19 protein-coding genes are annotated in these 20,971 nt (G+C 67.9%); 13 read left to right on the plus strand and 6 right to left on the minus strand.

Annotated features, from left to right (window positions below):
* Positions 1-2: 2 nt before the first annotated feature.
* The gene (locus tag WG208_RS01830; RefSeq protein ID WP_337169607.1) at positions 3-1,241 is read right to left on the minus strand and encodes an efflux RND transporter periplasmic adaptor subunit; all 1,239 of its coding nucleotides are present in this window, start codon (positions 1,239-1,241) and stop codon (positions 3-5) included.
* Between the two features lie 3 nt (positions 1,242-1,244).
* The gene (locus tag WG208_RS01835; protein WP_337169608.1) at positions 1,245-2,459 is read right to left on the minus strand and encodes a TolC family protein; all 1,215 of its coding nucleotides are present in this window, start codon (positions 2,457-2,459) and stop codon (positions 1,245-1,247) included.
* A 367-nt stretch (positions 2,460-2,826) separates the two neighbouring features.
* Here WG208_RS01835 and WG208_RS01840 point away from each other — a divergent pair, with 367 nt between their 5' ends.
* The gene (locus tag WG208_RS01840) at positions 2,827-3,195 is read left to right on the plus strand and encodes a hypothetical protein (protein WP_337169609.1); all 369 of its coding nucleotides are present in this window, start codon (positions 2,827-2,829) and stop codon (positions 3,193-3,195) included.
* Positions 3,196-3,222: 27 nt separating this feature from the next.
* Here WG208_RS01840 and WG208_RS01845 read toward each other — a convergent pair whose 3' ends face one another.
* Positions 3,223-4,626 (minus strand): HAMP domain-containing sensor histidine kinase, encoded by a 1,404-nt coding sequence (locus tag WG208_RS01845; RefSeq protein WP_337169610.1) that lies wholly within the window; start codon positions 4,624-4,626, stop codon positions 3,223-3,225.
* A gap of 9 nt (positions 4,627-4,635) precedes the next feature.
* The gene (locus WG208_RS01850; protein ID WP_337169611.1) at positions 4,636-5,316 is read right to left on the minus strand and encodes a response regulator transcription factor; all 681 of its coding nucleotides are present in this window, start codon (positions 5,314-5,316) and stop codon (positions 4,636-4,638) included.
* 33 nt (positions 5,317-5,349) lie between these two features.
* Between WG208_RS01850 and WG208_RS01855 the strand changes: the two genes are divergently transcribed.
* A complete protein-coding gene (locus WG208_RS01855; protein ID WP_337169612.1) occupies positions 5,350-6,495 on the plus strand; it encodes a patatin-like phospholipase family protein in 1,146 nt (381 codons plus the stop codon).
* Positions 6,496-6,714: 219 nt separating this feature from the next.
* The gene (gene acnA / locus WG208_RS01860; RefSeq protein WP_337169613.1) at positions 6,715-9,471 is read left to right on the plus strand and encodes an aconitate hydratase AcnA; all 2,757 of its coding nucleotides are present in this window, start codon (positions 6,715-6,717) and stop codon (positions 9,469-9,471) included.
* 124 nt (positions 9,472-9,595) lie between these two features.
* On the opposite strand, the gene WG208_RS01865 is transcribed toward acnA, so the two are convergent.
* Positions 9,596-10,393 carry a hypothetical protein gene (locus tag WG208_RS01865; protein ID WP_337169614.1) on the minus strand — a complete coding sequence of 266 codons (798 nt, stop codon included), beginning with the start codon at positions 10,391-10,393 and terminating at the stop codon, positions 9,596-9,598.
* A gap of 284 nt (positions 10,394-10,677) precedes the next feature.
* Here WG208_RS01865 and WG208_RS01870 point away from each other — a divergent pair, with 284 nt between their 5' ends.
* Positions 10,678-11,577, plus strand: coding sequence for a diacylglycerol kinase family protein (locus WG208_RS01870; protein WP_337169615.1), 900 nt, complete (start codon positions 10,678-10,680; stop codon positions 11,575-11,577).
* Between the two features lie 283 nt (positions 11,578-11,860).
* Here WG208_RS01870 and WG208_RS01875 read toward each other — a convergent pair whose 3' ends face one another.
* Positions 11,861-12,472: a YMGG-like glycine zipper-containing protein gene (locus WG208_RS01875; RefSeq protein ID WP_337169616.1), complete on the minus strand. Its 612-nt coding sequence runs from the start codon at positions 12,470-12,472 to the stop codon at positions 11,861-11,863.
* Between the two features lie 362 nt (positions 12,473-12,834).
* Between WG208_RS01875 and WG208_RS01880 the strand changes: the two genes are divergently transcribed.
* The 9 genes from WG208_RS01880 (at position 12,835) to WG208_RS01920 (ending at position 20,910) form a co-directional block, all read left to right on the plus strand.
* Positions 12,835-13,419 carry a peroxiredoxin family protein gene (locus WG208_RS01880; protein ID WP_337169617.1) on the plus strand — a complete coding sequence of 195 codons (585 nt, stop codon included), beginning with the start codon at positions 12,835-12,837 and terminating at the stop codon, positions 13,417-13,419.
* Positions 13,420-13,432: 13 nt separating this feature from the next.
* Positions 13,433-14,956 carry a DUF4147 domain-containing protein gene (locus WG208_RS01885; RefSeq protein WP_337169618.1) on the plus strand — a complete coding sequence of 508 codons (1,524 nt, stop codon included), beginning with the start codon at positions 13,433-13,435 and terminating at the stop codon, positions 14,954-14,956.
* A gap of 214 nt (positions 14,957-15,170) precedes the next feature.
* Positions 15,171-15,905 carry a helix-turn-helix domain-containing protein gene (locus WG208_RS01890; RefSeq protein ID WP_337169619.1) on the plus strand — a complete coding sequence of 245 codons (735 nt, stop codon included), beginning with the start codon at positions 15,171-15,173 and terminating at the stop codon, positions 15,903-15,905.
* 184 nt (positions 15,906-16,089) lie between these two features.
* Complete coding sequence (locus WG208_RS01895) at positions 16,090-17,025, plus strand: carbon-nitrogen hydrolase (RefSeq protein WP_337169620.1); 936 nt, start codon at positions 16,090-16,092, stop codon at positions 17,023-17,025.
* Positions 17,026-17,101: 76 nt separating this feature from the next.
* Positions 17,102-18,211: an agmatine deiminase family protein gene (locus WG208_RS01900; protein WP_345786957.1), complete on the plus strand. Its 1,110-nt coding sequence runs from the start codon at positions 17,102-17,104 to the stop codon at positions 18,209-18,211.
* Positions 18,208-18,810, plus strand: coding sequence for a DUF2628 domain-containing protein (locus tag WG208_RS01905; RefSeq protein WP_337169622.1), 603 nt, complete (start codon positions 18,208-18,210; stop codon positions 18,808-18,810). The genes WG208_RS01900 and WG208_RS01905 overlap by 4 nt, the downstream gene beginning before the upstream one ends.
* Positions 18,811-18,921: 111 nt before the next feature.
* The gene (locus WG208_RS01910; RefSeq protein ID WP_337169623.1) at positions 18,922-19,494 is read left to right on the plus strand and encodes an RNA polymerase sigma factor; all 573 of its coding nucleotides are present in this window, start codon (positions 18,922-18,924) and stop codon (positions 19,492-19,494) included.
* Positions 19,495-19,512: 18 nt separating this feature from the next.
* A complete protein-coding gene (locus tag WG208_RS01915; protein ID WP_337169624.1) occupies positions 19,513-20,172 on the plus strand; it encodes an isoamylase early set domain-containing protein in 660 nt (219 codons plus the stop codon).
* 24 nt (positions 20,173-20,196) lie between these two features.
* Entirely contained in the window at positions 20,197-20,910 is a 714-nt protein-coding gene (locus tag WG208_RS01920) for a hypothetical protein (RefSeq protein WP_337169625.1), read from the plus strand.
* Positions 20,911-20,971 lie beyond the last annotated feature (61 nt).

Consider the following 20,971-nt stretch of genomic DNA (forward strand, 5'->3'; position numbering starts at 1 on the left):
GCCTATTCGCCCGCGCCGCCGCGACGCCGCAGCAACTCGGCCTTAGCAATGGCCGCACCGCGTACGACCACCGTCGCGCCGCCGGGCACGCCGGCCACCAGTTCCACACGATCAGCACTGCGGCGCCCCACACGCACCGGCGTCGCGCGCAGGAACACATCGGCCCCACGGGGTTCGGCCACGAATACCACCGTGTCCCCGCCCATGGCCTGCACGGCACTCACCGGCACCACCACGGCCTCACTGCTGCCCTTGCCCAGCACGTGTGCCTGCACGAACGATTCCGCACGTCCCGGGGGCGCTCCTTCGGGGCGTGCGATCACCTCGATGGTCCGCGTCAGCGTGTCGACGGTGGGCGCCACACGGACCACCGTCGCCGTATGCAGTTCGGTGGGCGACTCGGTGAGGGCGTAGCGCACACTGCTCCCCACCACGATGCCATTGGCCGCGCTCTCCGTCAGATACAATTGCAACTGCAGACGCCGCGGATCGCCCACCGTCAGCAAGGGCATGCCCGGCAGCACCACCGTGCCCGGCTGCGCCACGCGTTCCGTCACCACACCGCTGATCGGCGTCCGGATCAGCACGTCGTGTTCATCGGCATCGGGCGGCAGCGGGCCGCTTCCGGCCAGATGATCGACCAGCGCCATCGCGCGGCCCTGCTCCGCGCGGGCTTCGTCGAATCCCGCGCGGGCCACCCGTTGGGCCACCTGCGCGCGCTCCAGCTCGGCCCGCGACATCGCGCGCGCATCGAACAGACGCTGCGCGCGCTCCGCCGCGGTGTTCGCGAGATCGCGTTCGGCCACCGCAGCATCGAGACGGGCCCGCGCGCGCAGCAGACTGCTGCGCGCGTCCATGATCTCGTGGCTGTGGATCATCACCAGGGTCTGTCCGGCCGACACCCGGTCACCCACCCGCACGGTGACGTGCGTGATTCGCCCCTCGGTGATCGAACCGATCGTTTCCAACGCTTCCGGATCGAGCATCAGTCGGCCCGGTACGGTCACCGACGCCTGCCATGCCATCGTCCGTGCGGTATCCACGGCGAGATCCGCGATGCGCGCGGCTTCGGCCGAGAAGGTGGCGGTGTCCATCGCCGCTGCCGGGGCACTCTTCTCCACCGGCTCGGCCGATGGCGCGCCGCCACAACCGATGAGGAGCGCCAGTACGAATACCGTGGATCCTGTCTTCATCTTCGAGGGCGTGTTCGGAAACGTGTTCGGAGACATCTTCGAGTGCATGCGTCAGCGTTCCGGCGTCAACGTGGAGATCAGCGGCAGATCGAATGCGCCATCGGGAGCAAGGCGCGCACCGATGGCACGCTCCAGATCGAGGCGGCTCGTCCAGGTGTCGCCGATCCAGCGGATGAATGCGTGCATGGCATCGGCCGCCGCACGCTCGGCATCGAGCAGTTCGGTGAGGGTGATGTGTCCTTCGCGATAGGAGACGCGGGCGATCTGTCCCACATCCCGCCCCCGGGTGAGGAAGGTGCCGGCCGCCGCCTGCGCCTCACGCATCTCACGGTAGTGCTGCAATGCGGTCGCGACTTCGCCCTGCACGGAGCGGCGCGCATCCTCGAGGTGGACACGCGCTTCCATCAGCTCACCGCGTGCCCGCTGCCGTGCACCATCGTTGCGATTGAAAAAGGGCAGCGGCATGGCGACGCCGATCTGTCCGGTCATCACCCCGCTCGTTTCCTTCGTGCCGCCCTGGAGCTGCACCTCGCCGATGACCCCGCGCTGTTCGGCGGCGAGACGGCGCTCCGTTTCGCGCACGGCGGCCTCGAATGCCTGAACTTCCGGGCGCCTGGCCAACGCCACGGTCACGGCCTGCACCGAGTCGGGCGGCGGCGGCAGTTCCGGCAGGCCGAGAATGTGCGCACCCACCGGCGTGCCCAGCAGGCGAGCCAGTTCGGCCCGCGCGGCCTGTGCCGCGGCGCGCGCCTGCACCACGGACACCTGGGCACGGTCGGATTCGAGTGAAGTGCGGAGCCCCACGGCTTCCGACACCAGTCCCTCGCGCAGCCGTTGCGAATCGACGGCCGCGATCTCTCGCAGTGCGCCGGCGTGCTGCTCGGTCACGGTGAGCGCCATCTCCGCGCTGCCCGCGTGCAGCCACGCGCGCGCCACGGCGTACTCGGCATCCAGCCAGTCCCGCTGACGTTCTCCCCGCGCGCGGGACTTGCCGGCCGCGGCCGACTGCCGTAGCGCGAGCCGGCGCCCCGAGACATCGAACGGCACGTAGGCCGTGGCAAACACGTCCGGATCGAGCGCGCTGCCCAGATTCTCCCGTCGCCACTCCAGCGACGGATTGGCCCATTGGGCACTCTCCCGCACCCGGCCGATCGCCGACTGTTCACGCGCGCCCGCCAGGCGGTGCAGCGGGCCGTGTGCCCGGGCCAGCGTCAGGGCGTCATGCAGGCTGACCGACGGGAGGGCACCCGCCGTCGGTGACTCCACGGAGGATGGAACTCGCGGCGCCGACTGGGCCGACACGTGATCCGCCACCATGAAGAGGAGGGCCAGCGGGACCCACCGAACGCGCCGCGCGTGGCGCCATGCGGGACGGGGAGAACACCGTGTGCGGGGATTCCATACGTTCATACGGCATTGTATTCCCGTTGCATGAACGTTTCGTGAATGGCGTCACCGTCACCCTCCCGGTGCGGCCGCGGAGCGCCGGGAGCCGTGCCGGTGCAAATCGTCACAGCGACGTGATCCAATTGGCATTTCTCATTCAAGTCGGAACCGTCGGCAACCGATGAACTCAGTGCGGCGCACGACGACGTGCCGCGATCGTTCGACTCTGTTCCCGTTCCCGCTCCGAATGTCCGCGATATTCCAGCAGGTGATCGATGATGATCGCCCCCTGATCGATCCTCTCGCGCGCCTCGTGCGTGCTTACGACCGCGCCATCCGTGCGTGTGAGGCGTTCGATCACGCCGCGTCCCGCGAAGCCATCGCTGTGCTCCGATGTGCGCTCGAACTCGACTCGAGCGCCTCCCGCAGCTTCGACGCGCTGTACGCCTGGTGCGAAGAGTCGGTGGACGGTCGGGACTTCGTCGGAGCGGCCCAGTGCCTGCGCACGCTGCGCAACGCCTGGCGCGCGGCCACGAATCCCACCGGCGCACCGGGTGCCGTGGACCCCGATCGTCGGTCCGTCATTCTGCCCCGCCGCGACATCCCGGTCAGCTGACGGGCCGTCCGACTTCCGGCTGCGCTTTCAGCCGGTCTTCGGGAGCAGCAGAGGCAGGCGTACGGTGAACACCGACCCGCCCGACGTCGACGTTCCGACATCGATGCGCCCTCCGTGCCGGCGGACGATCCACGACGCGATGGCCAGTCCCAGTCCGCTGCCGTCGGCGCGCTTGTGGCGCGCATCCTCGCCGCGATAGAAACGATCGAAGATGCGCGCGCGGTCGGCTTCCGAAATGCCGATGCCGGTGTCTTCCACATCGAAGCGCGCGGCATGACCCTCCGGACGCACCGACAGACGCACGTCACCGCCGGCGCCGGTGTAGCGCAGGGCATTGTCCACCAGCACACCGACCAGCCGACCGAGCAGGATCGGATCGCCCATCACCGGCGTTTCTTCGATCGCGGCAAAATCGAGACGGATGGACAGCCGTACCGCCTGCGGTCGCCAGCGCGGCATTTCGTCGGCCACCAGATCGTCGAGGAACAGCCGCCGCAGTACCGGCACCTCGTCGCCCGCCGCATCGGCGCGGGCCAGTTGCAGCAGTTCATCCACCTGGTGTGACACCGCGCGCAGCTCGCTGTCCAGTGCGGCCAGCACCTCGCCGCGCGCGGCCTCGCCCCCGGGCAGATCCTCCCGGCCCTCGAGCATCGCCAGTTCCACCCGCGCCCGCATCCGCGCGATGGGCGTGCGCAGTTCATGCGCCGCATCGGCCAGAAACTGACGCTGCTGTGTCAATGCGCCGTCGAGACGGTCGAGCAGCGCATTGAACCGCAGACCCAGCCGCCCGATCTCGTCGCTCGGATCGTCCACCGGCAGGCGGGTGCCGCTGGCCGGGGCGATGCGTGCGGCCGCGTCGGCCATCGCGCCCACCGGACGCAACGTGCGTCCGGTGAGCCACCATCCGGCCCCGCCCGCACACACCAACAGCAGCGGAATGCCCACCAGAAACCAGCGATCGATCTGCCGCTGCAGGTCGAGCACGTTGGCGAGACTCGCCGTCACTTCCACATCGAAGCCCGGCGCCAGTTGCGGATCGAGTGGAAACCGCACCGTGCGCACCGGGAGGCCGCGCAGGGCGTCGGCCCGGCGGGCCAGCGCTGTTTCATCGCCCACGATCGCCCCATCCGGACGGCGCACCCGGATCGCGCGGTCTTCGAAAACGAGTTCCTGCGTCACGTGCACGATGGTGCCTTCGATGGTGCGCAACTCGTGCAGTTCGGTGCGGAAGAACTGCTGCACCAGGGCCGCCGAGGCGATCACCGATTCGCTGAATTCACGCTCCAGGGTGGCCCGCAGGGCAAACCGCAGCGCCATCACGGCCGATAACAGCACCACCAGCAGGGTCGCCGCATAGAGCGCGGTGAAACGCAACCGGATGCGCGGCAGATGGGCATCGGCCCGTTCCGCGAGCGCCTGCAGCGGGGGCATGCCGGCGCGTCAGCCGCGTGACGACACGGCCAGCCGGTAGCCGGCACCGCGCACGGTGGACAGGAGCGGCGTTTCCCCTTCGCCGTCGATCTTGCGCCGCAGACGGGCGATATAGACGTCGATGACGTTGCTCATCGGGTCGAAGTTGTCGTCCCACGCATGTTCCCCGATGAACTCACGGGTGAGCACGCGACCCGGCGCGCGCATGAGCACTTCGAGCACCGCGAACTCCTTGGTCGTGAGCGTGATCACCCGACCATTGCGATGGGCTTCGCGCGTGGCGGGATCGAGCACCAGATCCTCCACCTGCAGCACAGTCGGCGCCGCATGGTCGGGACGCCGCATGAGGGCACGCAGCCGCGCCACGAGTTCGCCCAAAGCGTAGGGTTTCACGAGATAGTCGTCGGCGCCGAGATCGAGCCCGGCGATGCGGTCCTCCACCCCATCGCGCGCCGTGGCCATCAGGATACGCGGGGCCGGAATGCGCGCCCGCAACGCGGTGCAGAGCACAAATCCGTCGTCGTCGGGTAATCGGACATCGAGCACCACGACATCATACGGGCTGACGGCGGCGAGCCCACGCGCCATCTTCCCTGTGGCGGCCGGGTCCACCGCAAACCCGGACGCCCGCAGAAATGCCGTTGCGCTCTCGCGCAACGTGTCGTCGTCTTCCACCAGCAGCACACGCATTCGTGGGAATCTATCGGCGAATATGACGGGCGTATGAACGGCAGGAAACACAAGCTCGACACCGCCACCGGCGAGTGGGCCGCGGCACGCCCGCGGATCCGCCCGCGGATCGGATTGGTGCTGGGCGGGGGCGCCCTCAAAGGCATGGCGCACATCGGGGCCCTGCGTGCGCTCGCCGAAGCGAAGATCACGCCGGCGCTCTACGCCGGCACCAGTATCGGCGCCATGATCGCCGCCGCCGCGGCCAGCGGACGGACACCCGAGAATCTCCTCGAGCGGGCCCGCCGCTTCCGCCGTCGCGACCTCTTTCGCATCAATCACATGGGCATGCTGATGGAACGCATGCTCTCCCGGTCCATCTACCTCGAAGGCCCCCTCCGGAGCCTCTGCGAGGAACTGGTCGACGAAGGCACCTTCGAAACGTTCCGCCGGCCCCTGCTGGTCACCGCCGTGGACATCGAACGCGGGGTGCCCGTGGTCTTCGGCCGCCCCGGGCTCCGCGCCGTGAAGGTGCGCGATGCGGTGTATGCCTCCTGTGCGCTGCCGGGCTTCTTCCCACCCGGCGTGGTCGGCAACCGGGTCTGCATCGACGGGGGCACCACCGACAATCTCCCCATCGGCATCGCGGCGCTGGGCATGGACGCCCTCATCGCGGTCGACGTGGGCATGGCCGACGTCCCCCTGGCCACCGGCGTGGCCGAACAGGGCTTTGCGTCGATCTTCATGCGCGCTGCGGCCATGATGATGCACGAGCAGCAGCAGGGCGTGCTTGACCGCTGGGCCGCCCCGCCGCTGCTGCTGGTGCGGCCTCCGGTCTCCCACATCGGCCCCTTCTCCTTCAGCCACGTGGAGGAACTCATCGAGGCGGGCTATCACTCCATGCGGGACGCCCTGGGTTCGCTCGACCAGATGCTGGCCGCGCCCGGCGGCGTGTTTCCGCGCCAGGAAGTGAAAATCGTGGTCGACCGGGACCGTTGCACCGGCTGCGGCATCTGCGTGGCCAATGCGCCCGAACTCATGGCGCTCGATCGGGAACAAAAAGCCTTCCCTTTGCTCCCCATCCACGAATTCTCCCCGGCCGACGCCGCGTTCGCCCGCTGCTGCCCGGAGGACGTCATCCGGGTGGAGCCCACCACGCCCACCGAAACCGTGGCCGATCAACTCGTCCAGAGCGCGTAGGCGCGCCCAGGCGCGCACGCCGGTCGAGCGCATCCGCGTGACGCTCGCTCATGGCCGCTCACGCGGATTACTGGTCACACTCCGTGCCGTGGCCGATATTTCCCGGTAGCCTCGTCGGTACCGGGCGTCGCCGCCAAGCGACGACACGGCGCGACGAGTGGCTCCGTTCCGTACGCGCGTGGCCGCCCGAGGGGTCGGCGCGCGCAGGACAACCTCTTCATGGCGCATCCCAATTCATTCGGCAGCCGTTCCACGCTGCAGGTGGGCGACCGCACGTACGCCTACTACCGGCTCGCCGCTCTCGACGCCCTCGCCGGAAGCTCGGCCAGGACGTTGCCCTTCTCGCTGCGCGTCCTGCTCGAAAATCTCCTGCGCGGCGAAGACAATGCCTTCGTCAAGAAGGCCGACATCGAAGCGCTCGCACACTGGGACGTGAAGGCCCCCGTCGACAAGGAGATCGCGTTCCGCACGGCGCGTGTGCTCCTTCAGGATTTCACCGGCGTGCCCTGCGTGGTCGATCTGGCCGCCATGCGCGATGCCATGGTCGCCCTCGGCGGTGATCCCACGAAGATCAACCCGCTCCAGCCGGTCGATCTCGTCATCGACCACTCGGTGCAGGTCGACGAGTACGGCACCGAAGCCGCGCTGCTGCTCAACACCGAACTCGAATTCGAACGCAACGGCGAGCGCTATCAGTTCCTCAAGTGGGGCCAGACGGCGCTGCGCAATTTCCGCGCGGTGCCGCCGGGCACGGGCATCTGTCACCAGGTGAATCTCGAATACCTGGGCCAGGTGGTCTTCACCGCGAAGGACGGCGACGACACGCTCGCCTACTGCGATTCGCTCGTGGGCACCGACTCGCACACCACGATGATCAACGGTCTCGGTGTGCTGGGCTGGGGCGTCGGAGGCATCGAAGCGGAAGCGGCCATGCTCGGTCAGCCCGTGAGCATGCTGATCCCCGAAGTCATCGGCTTCAAGCTGCACGGCAAGCTGCCGACGGGCGCCACGGCCACGGACCTCGTGCTCACCTGCACCGAGATGCTCCGCAAGAAGAAGGTCGTCGGCAAGTTCGTCGAGTTCTACGGCACGGGTCTTTCCAGCCTCGCTCTCGCCGATCGCGCCACCATCGCCAACATGGCGCCCGAATACGGCGCGACGATGGGCTTCTTCCCGGTGGACGCCGAAACGCTCAAGTATCTGCGTCTCTCGGGCCGCAGCGACGAGCAGGTCGCGCTGGTGGAAGCGTACTGCAAGGAGCAAGGGCTGTTCCGCACCGACAGCACGCCCGATCCGGTCTTCACCGACACGCTCGAGCTCGACCTGGGCACGGTGGTGCCCAGCCTCGCGGGTCCCAAGCGTCCGCAGGATCGTGTGCCGCTCACCGAGAGCAAGCGCATGTACCGCGAAGCGCTGGCCGCACAACTGGCCACGCAGGCGGTGGCCGCCGGCGCGAACGGTTCGGCGGGTTCCCCCGCCGCGGCCATGGTGTCGGAAGGCGGTCCGGTCGACACCGATCACGGCGTCGAGTGCACCTACCGGGGGCAGACGTTCAAGCTCCAGCATGGCCATGTGGTCATCGCGGCCATCACCAGCTGCACCAACACCAGCAACCCGAGCGTCATGCTCGCCGCCGGCCTGCTGGCGCGCAACGCGGTGGCCAAGGGACTCACCACCAAGCCCTGGGTGAAGACCTCGCTGGCCCCGGGTTCGAAGGTGGCCACGGAGTACTTCAACAAGGCGGGTCTCATGGACTCGCTCGATCAGCTCGGCTTCAACGTCGTCGGATACGGCTGCACCACCTGCATCGGCAACTCGGGACCGCTGCCGATCGAGATCAGTGAAGCCATCGACTCGGGCAAGCTCAACGTGGCCGCGGTGCTGTCGGGCAACCGCAACTTCGAAGGCCGCGTGAATCCCCAGACGCGCTTCAACTACCTCGCGTCGCCGCCGCTCGTGGTGGCCTACGCGCTGGCTGGCCGCATGGACATCGATCTCGCCACCGAACCCCTCGGGATCGGCACCGACGGTCCGGTGTTCCTACGCGACATCTGGCCGTCGCCGCAGGAAGTGGAGGACACCATCCTCACCAGCGTGAAACGCGAGCAGTTCACCACGCAGTATGCCGACGTGTTCAAGGGCGACGAACACTGGCAGGCCATCGTGGCGCCGTCGGGCGATCAGTATGCCTGGGACGCCAACAGCACGTACGTGCAGAATCCGCCGTACTTCGAGGGCATGACCATGACGCCGCCGGGCATCCGCCCGATCAACGGCGCCAAGGTGCTCGGCATGTTTGGCGATTCCATCACCACCGACCACATCTCGCCCGCCGGTTCCATCGCCGGCGCGAGCCCGGCCGGCAAGTATCTCAACGCCCTCGGCGTCGAGAGGAAGGACTTCAACTCGTACGGGGCCCGGCGTGGCAACCACGAGGTGATGATGCGCGGCACGTTCGCCAACATCCGTCTCAAGAACGAACTGACGGGTGGCAAGGAAGGCTGGTGGACGGCCACCGCGCCGGGTGCCGAACCGGAAGCGATCTATGATGTGTCGATGGCCCGTCAGGCCGCCGGCGTACCGCAGATCGTCATTGCCGGCAAGGAATACGGCACGGGTTCATCGCGTGACTGGGCGGCCAAGGGCACCATGCTGCTCGGCGTGCGCGCTGTGATCGCCGAAAGCTTCGAGCGCATCCACCGCTCCAATCTCGTGGGCATGGGTGTGTTGCCGCTCGAGTTCGTGAACGGCGAGACGCGTCAGAGCCTGGGGCTCACCGGTTTCGAAATGTACGATGTGCTCGGACTCGACGAATCGCTTACGCCGCGGGCCACGCTGGTGGTGAGAGCCACGGCGGCCGACGGTTCGGTGAAGCAGTTCAGCGCGCGGTGCCGCATCGATACGCCGGAAGAGATGCAGTACTACAAGAACGGCGGCATTCTGCCGTACGTGCTGCGCAGCCTCGTCGGTCGATAAGGACCGCAGGCCAGAGCGGTACCCGATACGACAACACGGCCCCGCATCGATCGTCCGATGCGGGGCCGTGTGTATCACAGGGCGTCCTGGTCACGTTGAGATCAGGTGTGCCTCAGGTGACGCCTCAATCCGGTACACCGTCGCGGTTCTGGTCGCGGATGACGCGGAAACCAGCCTGGATGTTCGCATCCACCGTGGTGCCCAGCACTTCGTCGACCAGGGCTTCGATCGGCGAGAGCAGGCTGCCGTCAGCCTTCGTGAACCACTTGCCCACATCCACCAGGACGGTGATTTGCTGCGTCTCCGAGCCGGTGGACACCGCCGACGACAACGCCACATCGAGGGTCTCATTCACATCGCTCGTGAATTCGAAGGCCTCCCCGTTGTAGGTGCCTTCCACCTTCACACTGACGTTGGCGAAGGCCGGATTGGATGCCAGGAAGGCCGCATCGGCCGAGTCGCCAGCCGTGGGCTTGTGCAATTGCAGACGTAGCGACGAATAGCTGCTCTGTGGCACCTTCACGGTCACCCGTTCACCGTCGTTTCCATTCACGGGAATATTCACGATCGTCGGACGCAGGCGGATCGTCGCGCATCCGGCAACCATCGTGCTGTCGTTGGCCTGGCACGCCGAGGCGTTGCTGAACAGCCGCACATCACGCAACACGAGCTGCACCTTGGTCACCACGATGGAGTCGTCGTCCTGCGTGATGATGACACCATTGGGCCCGACGGTCACATCGGAAGCGGTATCCGATGCGCCACCGCGCGCGATCTGGAAACCCAACGCCATCTGGGTATCACTCGGAGTCCCGGTGATATCATCCTTGTCACTGTCACAGGCTGCCAGCGCCAACGCACCTGCCAGGCCGAGGATGACGCCGCCGAACCGCATGGCTCGCGCATGAGTGAGTCGCTGCATATGAAGCACTCCTGTTCTGGAGGAAGGATCGATGCGCCGAAATGAACGGATCGCATACTCATCGTATCTTCACCCATATCGCGTCTTCTGTCGGTGACTCATCACACCGCATCGACAATTTTTCGCCATCGGGGCGTGCGCGATGTCACGTCGCACGCACCGCAGATGCATACTGAACAGTTCATGCACACACGTGTCGTGTGTTGCCGCCCGTTCACATTCGTCTTCTCACCCATGCCCGCGTTCGTGTCGGGATTGTCATTCAGATTCGTACGTGGATCTCGATGATTGCCGTTCTGGTCAATCCCGCGGCGGGACGTGGACGCGCCCGTGCGATGGCGCACCGTGTGATCGACGCCCTGCGTTCGATCGACGAGACGGTGGAGTTCGCAACGGAAGCGCGTGGTGACGAAGCCCGGCTGGCCACGGAGGCCGCGGCGCGTGGCGCACGGATCATCGTGATCGTCGGCGGCGACGGATCGGTGCATCATGCGGCGCGTGGACTGCTCGATGCACCGACGCGTGTTCCCGTGGCCATCGTGGCGGCCGGCACCGGCAACGACTTCGTGAAGTCGCTCGGGACACCGGCGCACGATATTCCGGCCATGATCGCGCGCATCACCCGTGGCCATATCCGCGCCGTGGACGTCGGCCTCATCGATGGCGTGCCCTTTCTCAATGCGGCCGGGCTGGGTTTCGACGTCGAGGTGCTCGAGCGGATGCTGAAGCCCTCGCGCCTCTCCGGCACCACAGCCTATGTCGTCACCGCGCTGCGCGCGCTGTTCGGCTATCGCGGATTCGATGCGTCGTTGCGGACCCATGGCGACGAGCCGGAACGCATCGCGCATTTCACGCACCTGATGACGGTGTTCGCCAATGGCCGCTGTTTCGGCGGAACGTTCCGGATCGCGCCGGAAGCCGTGCTCGATGATGGTCTGCTCGACGTCATCGACATCGGTGAGGTGCCGTGGTGGAAACGCCCCGCGCTGTTTCTGCGCGCCACACGCGGCATGCATCTCCCGTCACCATGGGTGCGGGCACATTTCGGCCGGGGATTTTTGTTGCATTGCCGCTTGTCCGCTGACACGTCGCCCGCTTTCGAAGCCGATGGGGAACTCTACCGGGCATCGTCTCCCGTGATCCGGATCGGGATCCGTCCACGCGCCATCGACTTCATCGTCTGATTCATCGCCTGATCTTCCGGCCCATACAGAGCCCAAAGCAAAACCACCCGGACCGACATTCGTCGGCCCGGGTGGTTCCCCCCTGTTCGCCCCCTCCACGAAGCGAGCAGAAACCTGCTGGCAGCTGTCCCCTCATTCGCCGCCATCTTCTGGGACACCGGACCCGCTTGGAAGGTTCCGGTATCCCAGGGCGACGTTCACTCGTACCACATCCCGATCTCATCTCCCTCAGACGTCATTTCGCGGTGTTCCACCGTCGTTGCCGACATCACCACCTGTCGCGTTACGGACGCTGTACCTCGTGTCCGATCATCCCGCCCAGCACCGCCCCACCCAACGCGCCCACGGCAGCGCCCTTGGCCTTGTCACGCGAAGACAACACGCCGATCGCCGCGCCCGCCGCCGCGCCATAGATCGCGCCCTTCTCCGTCTGTCGACGACCGGCCTGCGTACCCGCGCCGCTACCGTTTCCGCCGGCGCCATTGCCCTCCCCACTGCCGGTGCCCGAGCTGCGTCGCACACCACCCGACGATGGCGCCGGAGCCGGCACGTATACCACGCGGGTCTGCGGTTGCTGTTGGTACACGGGCTGCGGATACGTCGCCTGTGGATATCCCGCCTGCTGATACCCGTACGGCGCCTGGTACTGGCCGGGGTACGGCGCGTAGCCCTGCGGATATCCCAGTTCCGCCGGACTCGCATACATCTGCCGATTGGCCGGCGCCTGTGCCGCCGCCATCAGATCGGCCCGCAGCTGCTGATCGAAGTCCCGATCGCGACCACCACACGCGGTGAGCACACCAAACGCGACCGGGGCCAACAGGGGCAGCGCCGCAAACCGCAGCTTGCTGCGCAACGATGGCGCGGGTTCCGGATGGATTCGAGAGGTGTTCATCGTCGGTTCTCCTCAAAAGGGTGAGCGGGCGCTGATGCGCCGCTGACACCCAGCCAATGCGCAGGGACCGTGCCACGATGATTTTCCTCTCCAGCGCCGGAAAACCGGCCTCCGGATCGCCCGAATGTCCTCAATCGGGGGCAGTTCGCCGTCCAGCGCGGGCGACATCCCGCCATCGATCACACGCCGACAGCGACCTCCACACGACGATCGTCGATCGATCACAACCAGATGGGGATTGGCGGCGTTATCATCTTGTGCGTACAGTTCCGGTCCGGCAGTTCCGGCACCAGTACCAGTGTTCCCGAAGTTCCATCGATACCCGCTGGTCTCCCCGCCGCATTCCCCGTCAGGAGTCTTCGATGTCCATCCGTTCGCGCATCGCCGCCTTCGCGGCGTCGATTGCCCTGCCTCTTGCCTTCGCCCCCGGTCTGGCTGGCGCGCAGGGTGCCCCCGCCGGTCCGGCACCGCTCAAGGTCGGTGATGCCGCGCCCGATTTCACCGTCACCACCGTGACGGCCGCCGGCATCACCAGCAAGCCCTTCCGCCTCTCCGAACACAAGGGTGAGACGGTCATCCTGGCGTTCTTCCCCAAGGCGCGCACCCGGGGCTGCACGGTGCAGATGGAGTCGTACCGCGATCGGTACGCCGAACTCTTCAAGAGCGGCGAGAAGGTCACGTTGGTGGGTGTGAGCGTCGACCCCGATTCGGCACTGACCTCCTGGGCCAAGGACGCCAAGTTCCCGTTCCAGTTCGCGGCCGATGTCGACCGCAAGGTGGGTGTGGCGTATGCGGCCAGCACGGGCGACGGCTTCCACAAGCGTCTGCTCTACGTGATCAACCCGCAGGGCAAGATTTCGTACGTGGCAGCGCCGTTCAACCAGATGTCGGCCGACGCGTATACCGACCTCGGATCGGCCATCACCATGGCCGGCCACGGGCACTGAGCGGCACCTGCCGGTGACATCCTCCCGCGCCCTGCTCTCCGCGCTTCACGCCGCGGCAGTGCAGGGCGCGGCGCCGTTTCTGCGAACCCGACAGACCGTCGACCAGTGGCTCGACGCGCACACCGTCAGCCCCGACTCCGCCAGCGCGCCGATCCACCTCTTCGCGCTCGGCAAAGCGGCCTGGGCCATGGCCGAAGGGGCCTGCGCGGCACTCGAGGCCCGTGGACTGTCGGTGGCAGGGGGCATCGTGGTCTCCAACCACCTGCCCGACGCCGCGCACCCCGGCGACTTCGCGGCGCTTCCGGAGGTCCTGCGGCGCTGCCTGGGTGATCATCCCGTCCCGGGCCCGGCCTCTCTCGAGGCCGCTGACGCCATCGACGACGCCATCGGGGACGTCGTGCCCGGCGCACTGGCGCTGGTCCTGCTGTCGGGCGGCACCACCGCTCTCTGCGCGGCCCCCATCCCCGCGCTCTCGCAGGCGGTCGGGGACACCGACCGGGCCCAGGCGCATGTGGCCAATCTCGCCCAGACGTTGCTCGAGTCGGGACTGGCCATTCACGAAATGAACGCCATCCGCCGGCGCGTCCTGCGATTCGGCGCCGGCCGACTGGCCTCGGCTCTCGCCCGGCGTGGCGTACGCCGGATCGGCACCTTCGCCATCAGCGACGTCATCGGAGACCACCCGGCCGTCATCGGCTCCGGCCCCTGCTCCGCCGACATCCTGACCGACGAGGAGTTTCTCGCGCTGCTCGACGCGCACGATCTGCGGGGGCGCCTCGAACGTGCCATGAGCACGGTGCTGGGTCTCGAAGGACGCGGCCTGCCACCCGCCGTGCCGGTGGTCGACGATCCGGCGTTCGGTCTGGTGGACTACACCCTCGTGGCCACCAACCGCGATGCGGTCGGCGGCATGGCCGAGGCGGCCCGCGCGCAGGGCATTGCCAACGTCCTCGTGGAGGCGGAGCCTCTGGCAGGTGACGCCGATGCCGTCGGCCGTGCCTTGGTCGTGCGGGCACTCCGCATGGCCGCCGCGTTTCCACGTGGAACGCCACTGGAAGGATCGACCGTACTGCTGAGCGGTGGCGAACCCGTGGTGAACCTCCGCGACACCATCGAGCGCGCCGTGCGTCATGGCGACGAAGACGATGCACGCCGCGCCGAGGCCGAGGCGGATACCGAAACCAGGCAACCGGCCCCCGCAGCGGCCGACGAACCCATGCGTGGCGGTCGCATGCAGGTGGTCGGACTCGCCGCCGCTCTCGCCCTGGAAGAGGCCGCCATGCGCGGCAACCCGCACGCCTGGCAGATCGCCGTCCTCGCGGCGGGGACCGATGGACGGGACGGTCCCACTGACGCCGCCGGCGCCATCGTCGATGCCGCCGTGCCAGCCCTCGCGCGCCGCGCTGGCCGCACGCCCGAAGGCGATCTGGAAACCGGCCGCTCGTGGTTCTCTCTCCACGCCGCCGACGCCCTGCTGCGCACCGGCCCCACCGGCACCAACGTGATGGACGTGGTCGCGGTGCTCATTCGCCCCTGAGCTCCGCCCGCCCTCATTCCGCTGTCACTCCGGCGTGCGAGCCCCACAGGGGTCGCCATGGTGCCGGGCGCGACCGGCCGATAGTCTTGCGGTTTCCCTTCTCCTTCCCGCCGAGCCGGTGATGCCCGCCAAACGCGCCCCACGCCATCCCGTCCCGTCCCCCGCCTTTTCCCCATCCGCCTCGCCGGGGGCCGGCGGCACGACTGCGGAATCGGTGGCCGCTTCCACGGAGAACCCGACGGCCGCCGAATCGCCGGAAGCCGGTCCTCCCGACGCCTTTCGGCGGCGACCGCGCCAGTCCCGCGGGCAGAAACGCGTGGAACTGCTGCTCGACGCCGCCGCCACGGTGATTGCCCGCGCCGGTCTCGAAGCTGCCACCGCCGAGGCCATCGCGCTGGAAGCCCGCACGGCCAAAGGCTCGCTGTATCAGTTCTTCCCCAACCGGGACGCCGTCCTGGCAGCGCTCGCGCTGCGGTACGCCGACGAAATGCGGGCCATCCATGAGCGCGCCTTCCCCATCGACTCCCGCGGACTCGCCCTCGAACGGCTGATCGATCGCATCGTCAAGCCGCTCGCGGAATTCCACGATCGCAACCCGGCCTTCCGGCGGGTCTTCGCGCACCATGACGGGCCTACCGATGACACGCGGTCGGCGCCATCGCGGCTGCGGATACAGCTCTTCGAGTCCTTCGTGGACCGGCTCGATGTGCTCTTCGCGGCGCGCAATCCGCGGCTGGCTTCGCGCGAACGGCGGCGTGCGGCGCTTGTCGCCGCCACCATCGGTCAGAGCATCCTGGCCCGGCGGGCGCGTGCCGCCGCCACGGAAAAGAAACCGCTGCTCGACGACCTCCGCCGGGTGCTGCTGCTGTATCTCGAGCCGCTGCTCGATCCCGCGCCCGTGCGCGGGACCTCCCGCGCGCGCAAGACATCCGTTCGCAGATCCACCTGACCGGCGGAGCCCCACCCGGCGCCCACCACCGCGCACGCGTGGCGTCCTGGTGACCTTCACGCAGCAGAAGGGGTACCATCGGCAACGTCCGCAGCGGGCATTCCATCGAATGCGCTGACGCGAAACACCGCGGTCGGGGGAGCGACGCATTGCACCCGACTTCCCCATTCGTGAGCTTTCCGGCATGACCAACATCGTCACCATCGGTCTCGTGCAGGACACCGCGTCCGATGATCTCGCCGACAACGTCACCCGGGCCGTGGCGCGCGTACGCGACGCGGCCGCCCGTGGCGCGCAGATCATCTGCCTGCAGGAGCTCTTCAACGCGCCGTACTTCTGCAAGACCGTTCGCCCGGAGCGTTTCGACATCGCCGAGCCCGTGGACGGTCCGGTCGTGCACACGTTCCAGGCATTGGCCAAAGAGCTGGCCGTGGTCATCGTCGTCCCGTTCTACGAACGGGAAGCGCCGGGCCTCTATCGCAATTCGGCCACGGTCATCGACGCCGATGGGGCCATCCTCGGGACGTATCGCAAGATGCACATCCCGCACGATCCGCTGTTCGAGGAGAAGTACTACTTCGCTCCCGGCGACGTGACGGGTGACCAGCGGCAGGATCGTCATCCCGGTTACAATGGCTTCCGCGTGTGGCGTACGAAGTACGCCGACATCGGTGTCCTGATCTGCTGGGATCAGTGGTATCCCGAAGGCGCCCGCATCACGGCGTTGCTGGGCGCGCAGATTCTTTTTTATCCCACGGCCATCGGCTGGCATCCGTCGGAGAAGCCCACGTTCGGCGACGCGCAGGTGGACGCGTGGCGTACCGCGCAGCGTGCGCACGCCATCGCCAACGGCGTCTTCGTGGCCGCGCCCAATCGGGTGGGTTTCGAGCCAGAGCCCGGCACCGACGGTCTCGAGTTTTTCGGGCAGTCGTTCATCTGCGATCCGTTCGGCCGCTACCTCGCGCAGGCGGGCACCGAGCCCACCATCCTGACGGCGGCGTGTGATCTGAGCCTCATCGAGGAGACGCGGCGCAACTGGCCGTTTCTCCGGGATCGGCGCATCGACGCCTACGGGCCCATCACCCAGCGGTGGCTGGGGTCTGCCGCCGGAGGCGCCTGAGGTGGCGTCCGCGCCGATCATCGCCGCCAACGCGGCCGTCATCGCGGCCAATGCCGTCATCGCGGCCAACGCCGCCATCACGGCTTCGCGCGCCGGTGCGACGCTCCCGCATGGCAGCGGGGCGTTGCCGGCGCTGCGCATGCCCGCCGAATGGGAGCGACACGACGCCACCTGGATCGGCTGGCCGCATCACGAACCCGACTGGCCCGGCAAGTTCGCGCCCATTGCCTGGGTGTACGCCGAGATCGTGCGTGCCCTCTCCCGCTTCGAACGTGTGGAGATTCTCTGCCACGATGAACACGTGGCCGAACAGGCGCGGCATTGTCTCGCGCAGCACGACGTGTCGCCCGATGGCTATCGTCTGCACATCCAGGCCACCGATCGCGTGTGGCTCCGGGACTCTGGCGCCACCGGCGTCATGCGTCCCGACGGCAGCATGGCGTTCGTCCAGTGGGGCTTCAACGCCTGGGCCAAGTACGACAACTTTGCGCTCGACGCACTGGTGCCCCCACGCATGGCGGCCATCGCGGAGCTGCCACGCATCGAAGCCCGTCGTCACGACAACGGCGAACCCCTGATTCTCGAAGGGGGAGGCATCGAAACCGACGGACTCGGCACCATGCTCGTGACCGAGGAGTGGCTGCTGTCCGACGTGCAGGTGCGCAACCCCGGCTACACCCGCAAAGATTACGAGCGCGCGTTCGCCGAGTACCTCGGCATCACGCATACTATCTGGCTTGGTGAAGGCTGTGTCGGCGACGACACCCACGGCCACATCGACGATATCGCGCGCTTCGTGGCGCCCGGTGTCGTGGTGCTCGCGCACGAAGAAGATCCGGCCGACGAGAATCACGCCCGTTCGCTCGACAATCTGCATCGTCTGCGGAACGCCCGGGATGCGCGTGGGGAGAAGCTGCGCGTGGTGACGCTGCCTTTCCCCCGCGCCGTGGTGATGGACGGCATGCGGTTGCCGGCGAGTTACGCGAACTTCTACATCGGCAACGGCGTGTGCCTGGTGCCCACCTTCAACGACCGCAACGACCGGATCGCCTTGAACACACTGGCCGACCTGTTTCCCGATCATGAAGTGATCGGCATCCATGCCGTCGATCTCGTCTGGGGCCTGGGCACGCTGCACTGCCTGTCGCAGCAGCAGCCCGCCCCCTTGCGCGGAGACGCCCGATGACGCTGCCCCCGCCGGACGAACCGCGTTCCGATTCCCGGTCGGACGGTCAGCCCGATCTGCCACGCTGGGCGCAACGTCCCTCGGGTGGCGGCGCGGTGCTGTCCGACGAACGCATGGCGACGTACTTCGGCGCGAAATGGGAGCAGGTGTATCGCCGGAAGCTCGCCCCGTTCCTGGAAGATCCGTCGTTCGTGCCCACCTGGAACTGGAGTGCGGCACTCGCGCTGCCGGTATGGTTTCTGTACCGGAAGCTCTACCTGCCGTTCGCGATTTTTTTCCTGCTGCCCAACCTGGTGTTCCGGCTGCTCACCCGCTCGGACACGGCGCTCACGATGGAAGCGCTGCGCAAGCCCGAGAACGAGTGGCTGCTGATGATGAACCTGGCCGTGCATCTGTCGTCGGCGATCGCAGCGGGCGGGACGGCCAACTGGCTGCTCTTCCGTCGCGCGCGGGCCGCCTCCCATTTCGTGTCGGCTCAGCAGTTGCCGGCGGGTGAAGAGCTGGGGCTGCTGCGTCGCATGGGCGGCGTGAACCGCCTGGCCACGGCGCTCTTCGTCTCGCTGTCGCTGGTGATCGTGCTCGCCCAGTACCGGGGATGATGACGGCGTCACACCCCCGGCCTTTTCGTCACGAACGGGCCTCGGCACCGTATCGGGTCGGCGGCGCAAGACAAGAGTGACGGAACGCGCGTCGGTGATGTTGTGACTGTGATGACTGACGCCGAGTTGGTCGTCCGGACGCGTACCGGGGATCCGGAAGCGTTCGGGACCCTGGTATCGCGTTACTACGACGCATGCTGGCGGTTCGCCTACCACATGCTGGGAGAGCGGGCAGATGCGGAGGACGTGGTCCAGGAGTCGTTTCTCCGGGCCTACCTGGCGATCGCGCGTTATGACGAGCGCGATCAATTTCGCGGCTGGCTCTTTCGAATCCTGACCAATCAGTGCCGCAACGCGCTCACATCCCGCGGCCGCCGGACCCGGCGGTTCGTGCAGGACGACATCGCTCTGGAAACAGCCCCGGCGGCTCCGCCGGGGCCGGCCACGGGCATGGAGGACGCGGCGTTGGTGCGGGCATTGGCGCAACTCGATCCGGCCCAGCGCGAGGCGCTGCTGCTCAAGTATGCCGAGGGACTGGAATACTCCGAGATGTCGGCCATGACCGGCGCGGGCGAATCGGCACTCAAGATGCGTGTCAAACGGGGCAGCGAGCGGCTTCGCGTGTTGTTGGGACGCTCGCTGGAGGACCCGCCGTTCGGGTCTTCGGGGGAACCCTCGGCATGATCGATCGTATGGTGCAGTATGGCTGAGAATCCGGATCTGACGTTCGAACCCATGGCGGACGACGACGTGCTCGTCGCCCGGATGCGCGCCTCGTATCGCATGCTGCCGGCTCCATCGGTCGCGCAGATCGAACGCTGCACGCGGGGTGTGCTGGCCTCCGTGGCGGCGGGCGCGACCGAGGGGTCGGTGGCCGGAGCGCACGGCACGTCCGGCACTCAGGGCACGCGACGCAGCGGCGGGCTGCTGCTGCGTCCGCAATGGTGGTGGGGGGTGGCCGCGGCGGCCACGCTGGTGGTGACCGTGATGCGCCCCTGGCGCGGCGCGGAAACACAGCGGAACGCCGACAGTGCGTTCGCGGCCGGCACCGCCGCGGCGCTGCCCGTGGGCTCCATCCGCGACGAAGGGGACGGCGAGATCCGTTTCGATCTGACGCTCCCCACCGCGGCCCGGGCCGTCGCCATCGTGGGGGATTTCAACGGCTGGGATGAGACCAAGACGCCGATGGCCAAACGCGGCGCCGACGGCACATGGTCGGTCCGGGTTCCGCTCTCGCCGGGGCGCTATTCGTACGCGTTCGTGGTGGACGGCCGGGAATGGCTGGTGGACGCTCGTGCGCCCCAGGTGCCCGATGCCGGTTTTGGCCCGGCGAACGCCGTGATCGTCGACGGCGCGGAATAGATGCGGCGAAGCGGCGCGATCTGGGTGCTGCTCGCGCAGCTTGTGGCCGGCACGGTCCCCGTGACGGTGTCGGCGCAGGCATTGGTCCCGCCCGCCATGCTCCAGGCCCTGTCGTTGGGAGCGCAGCCGCCGGCCCAGCCGGTGATCCAGCAGATCCAGTTCGACACCTCCCGGTTCGATGTGGCCACCGCCAACGCGCTGCGGGGGCTGTTCGAGGTCGCCGCCGAAGCCGGGCTGCCCACCAGACCGCTCATCAATCGGGCGCTCGAAGGCGCCGCCCGCCGTATGAGCGGAGACCGCATCCTGCGGGTGGTCCGCGAGCTCACCGCGGCGCTCAACGAAGCCAAGGACATTCTCGGGCCGGGCTCAACGGCGGACGAACTGGTGGCCGGTGCCGACGCGCTGCGCGCCGGATACGACGCCCGCGCGGTGTCCGCGGTCCGGGCCACCCGCCCGCCGGGGTCGGCGGCGGCGGCTCTGGTCGTGATGACCGACCTCGCCAGCCGCGGCGTGCCCACCGTGACGGCCCGTGACGCGGTCACCAGTATCGCCCGGCTGGGCAAATCGGATGAGGCGCTCTGGGGGCTGCAGATGGCGGTGGCCAAGAACGCCCAGCGCGGGCCCGGTATGGCCCTGGACGCGCTGAATCGTTATCTTCGGGGAACGGTCCCGGGCTCACCGGGATCGCCCGTCCCCGCGACGACTGACCGCAAACCGGTCCGCCCCCCAGACTCGTGACGCCCGCCCGCCGCTCCCCTCGCGCGTCGCGCCGCCGCTCCCTCAGGAGCAGCGGATGGGC

It is taken from the genome of Gemmatimonas aurantiaca (assembly GCF_037190085.1).
Classification (GTDB): domain Bacteria; phylum Gemmatimonadota; class Gemmatimonadetes; order Gemmatimonadales; family Gemmatimonadaceae; genus Gemmatimonas; species Gemmatimonas aurantiaca_A.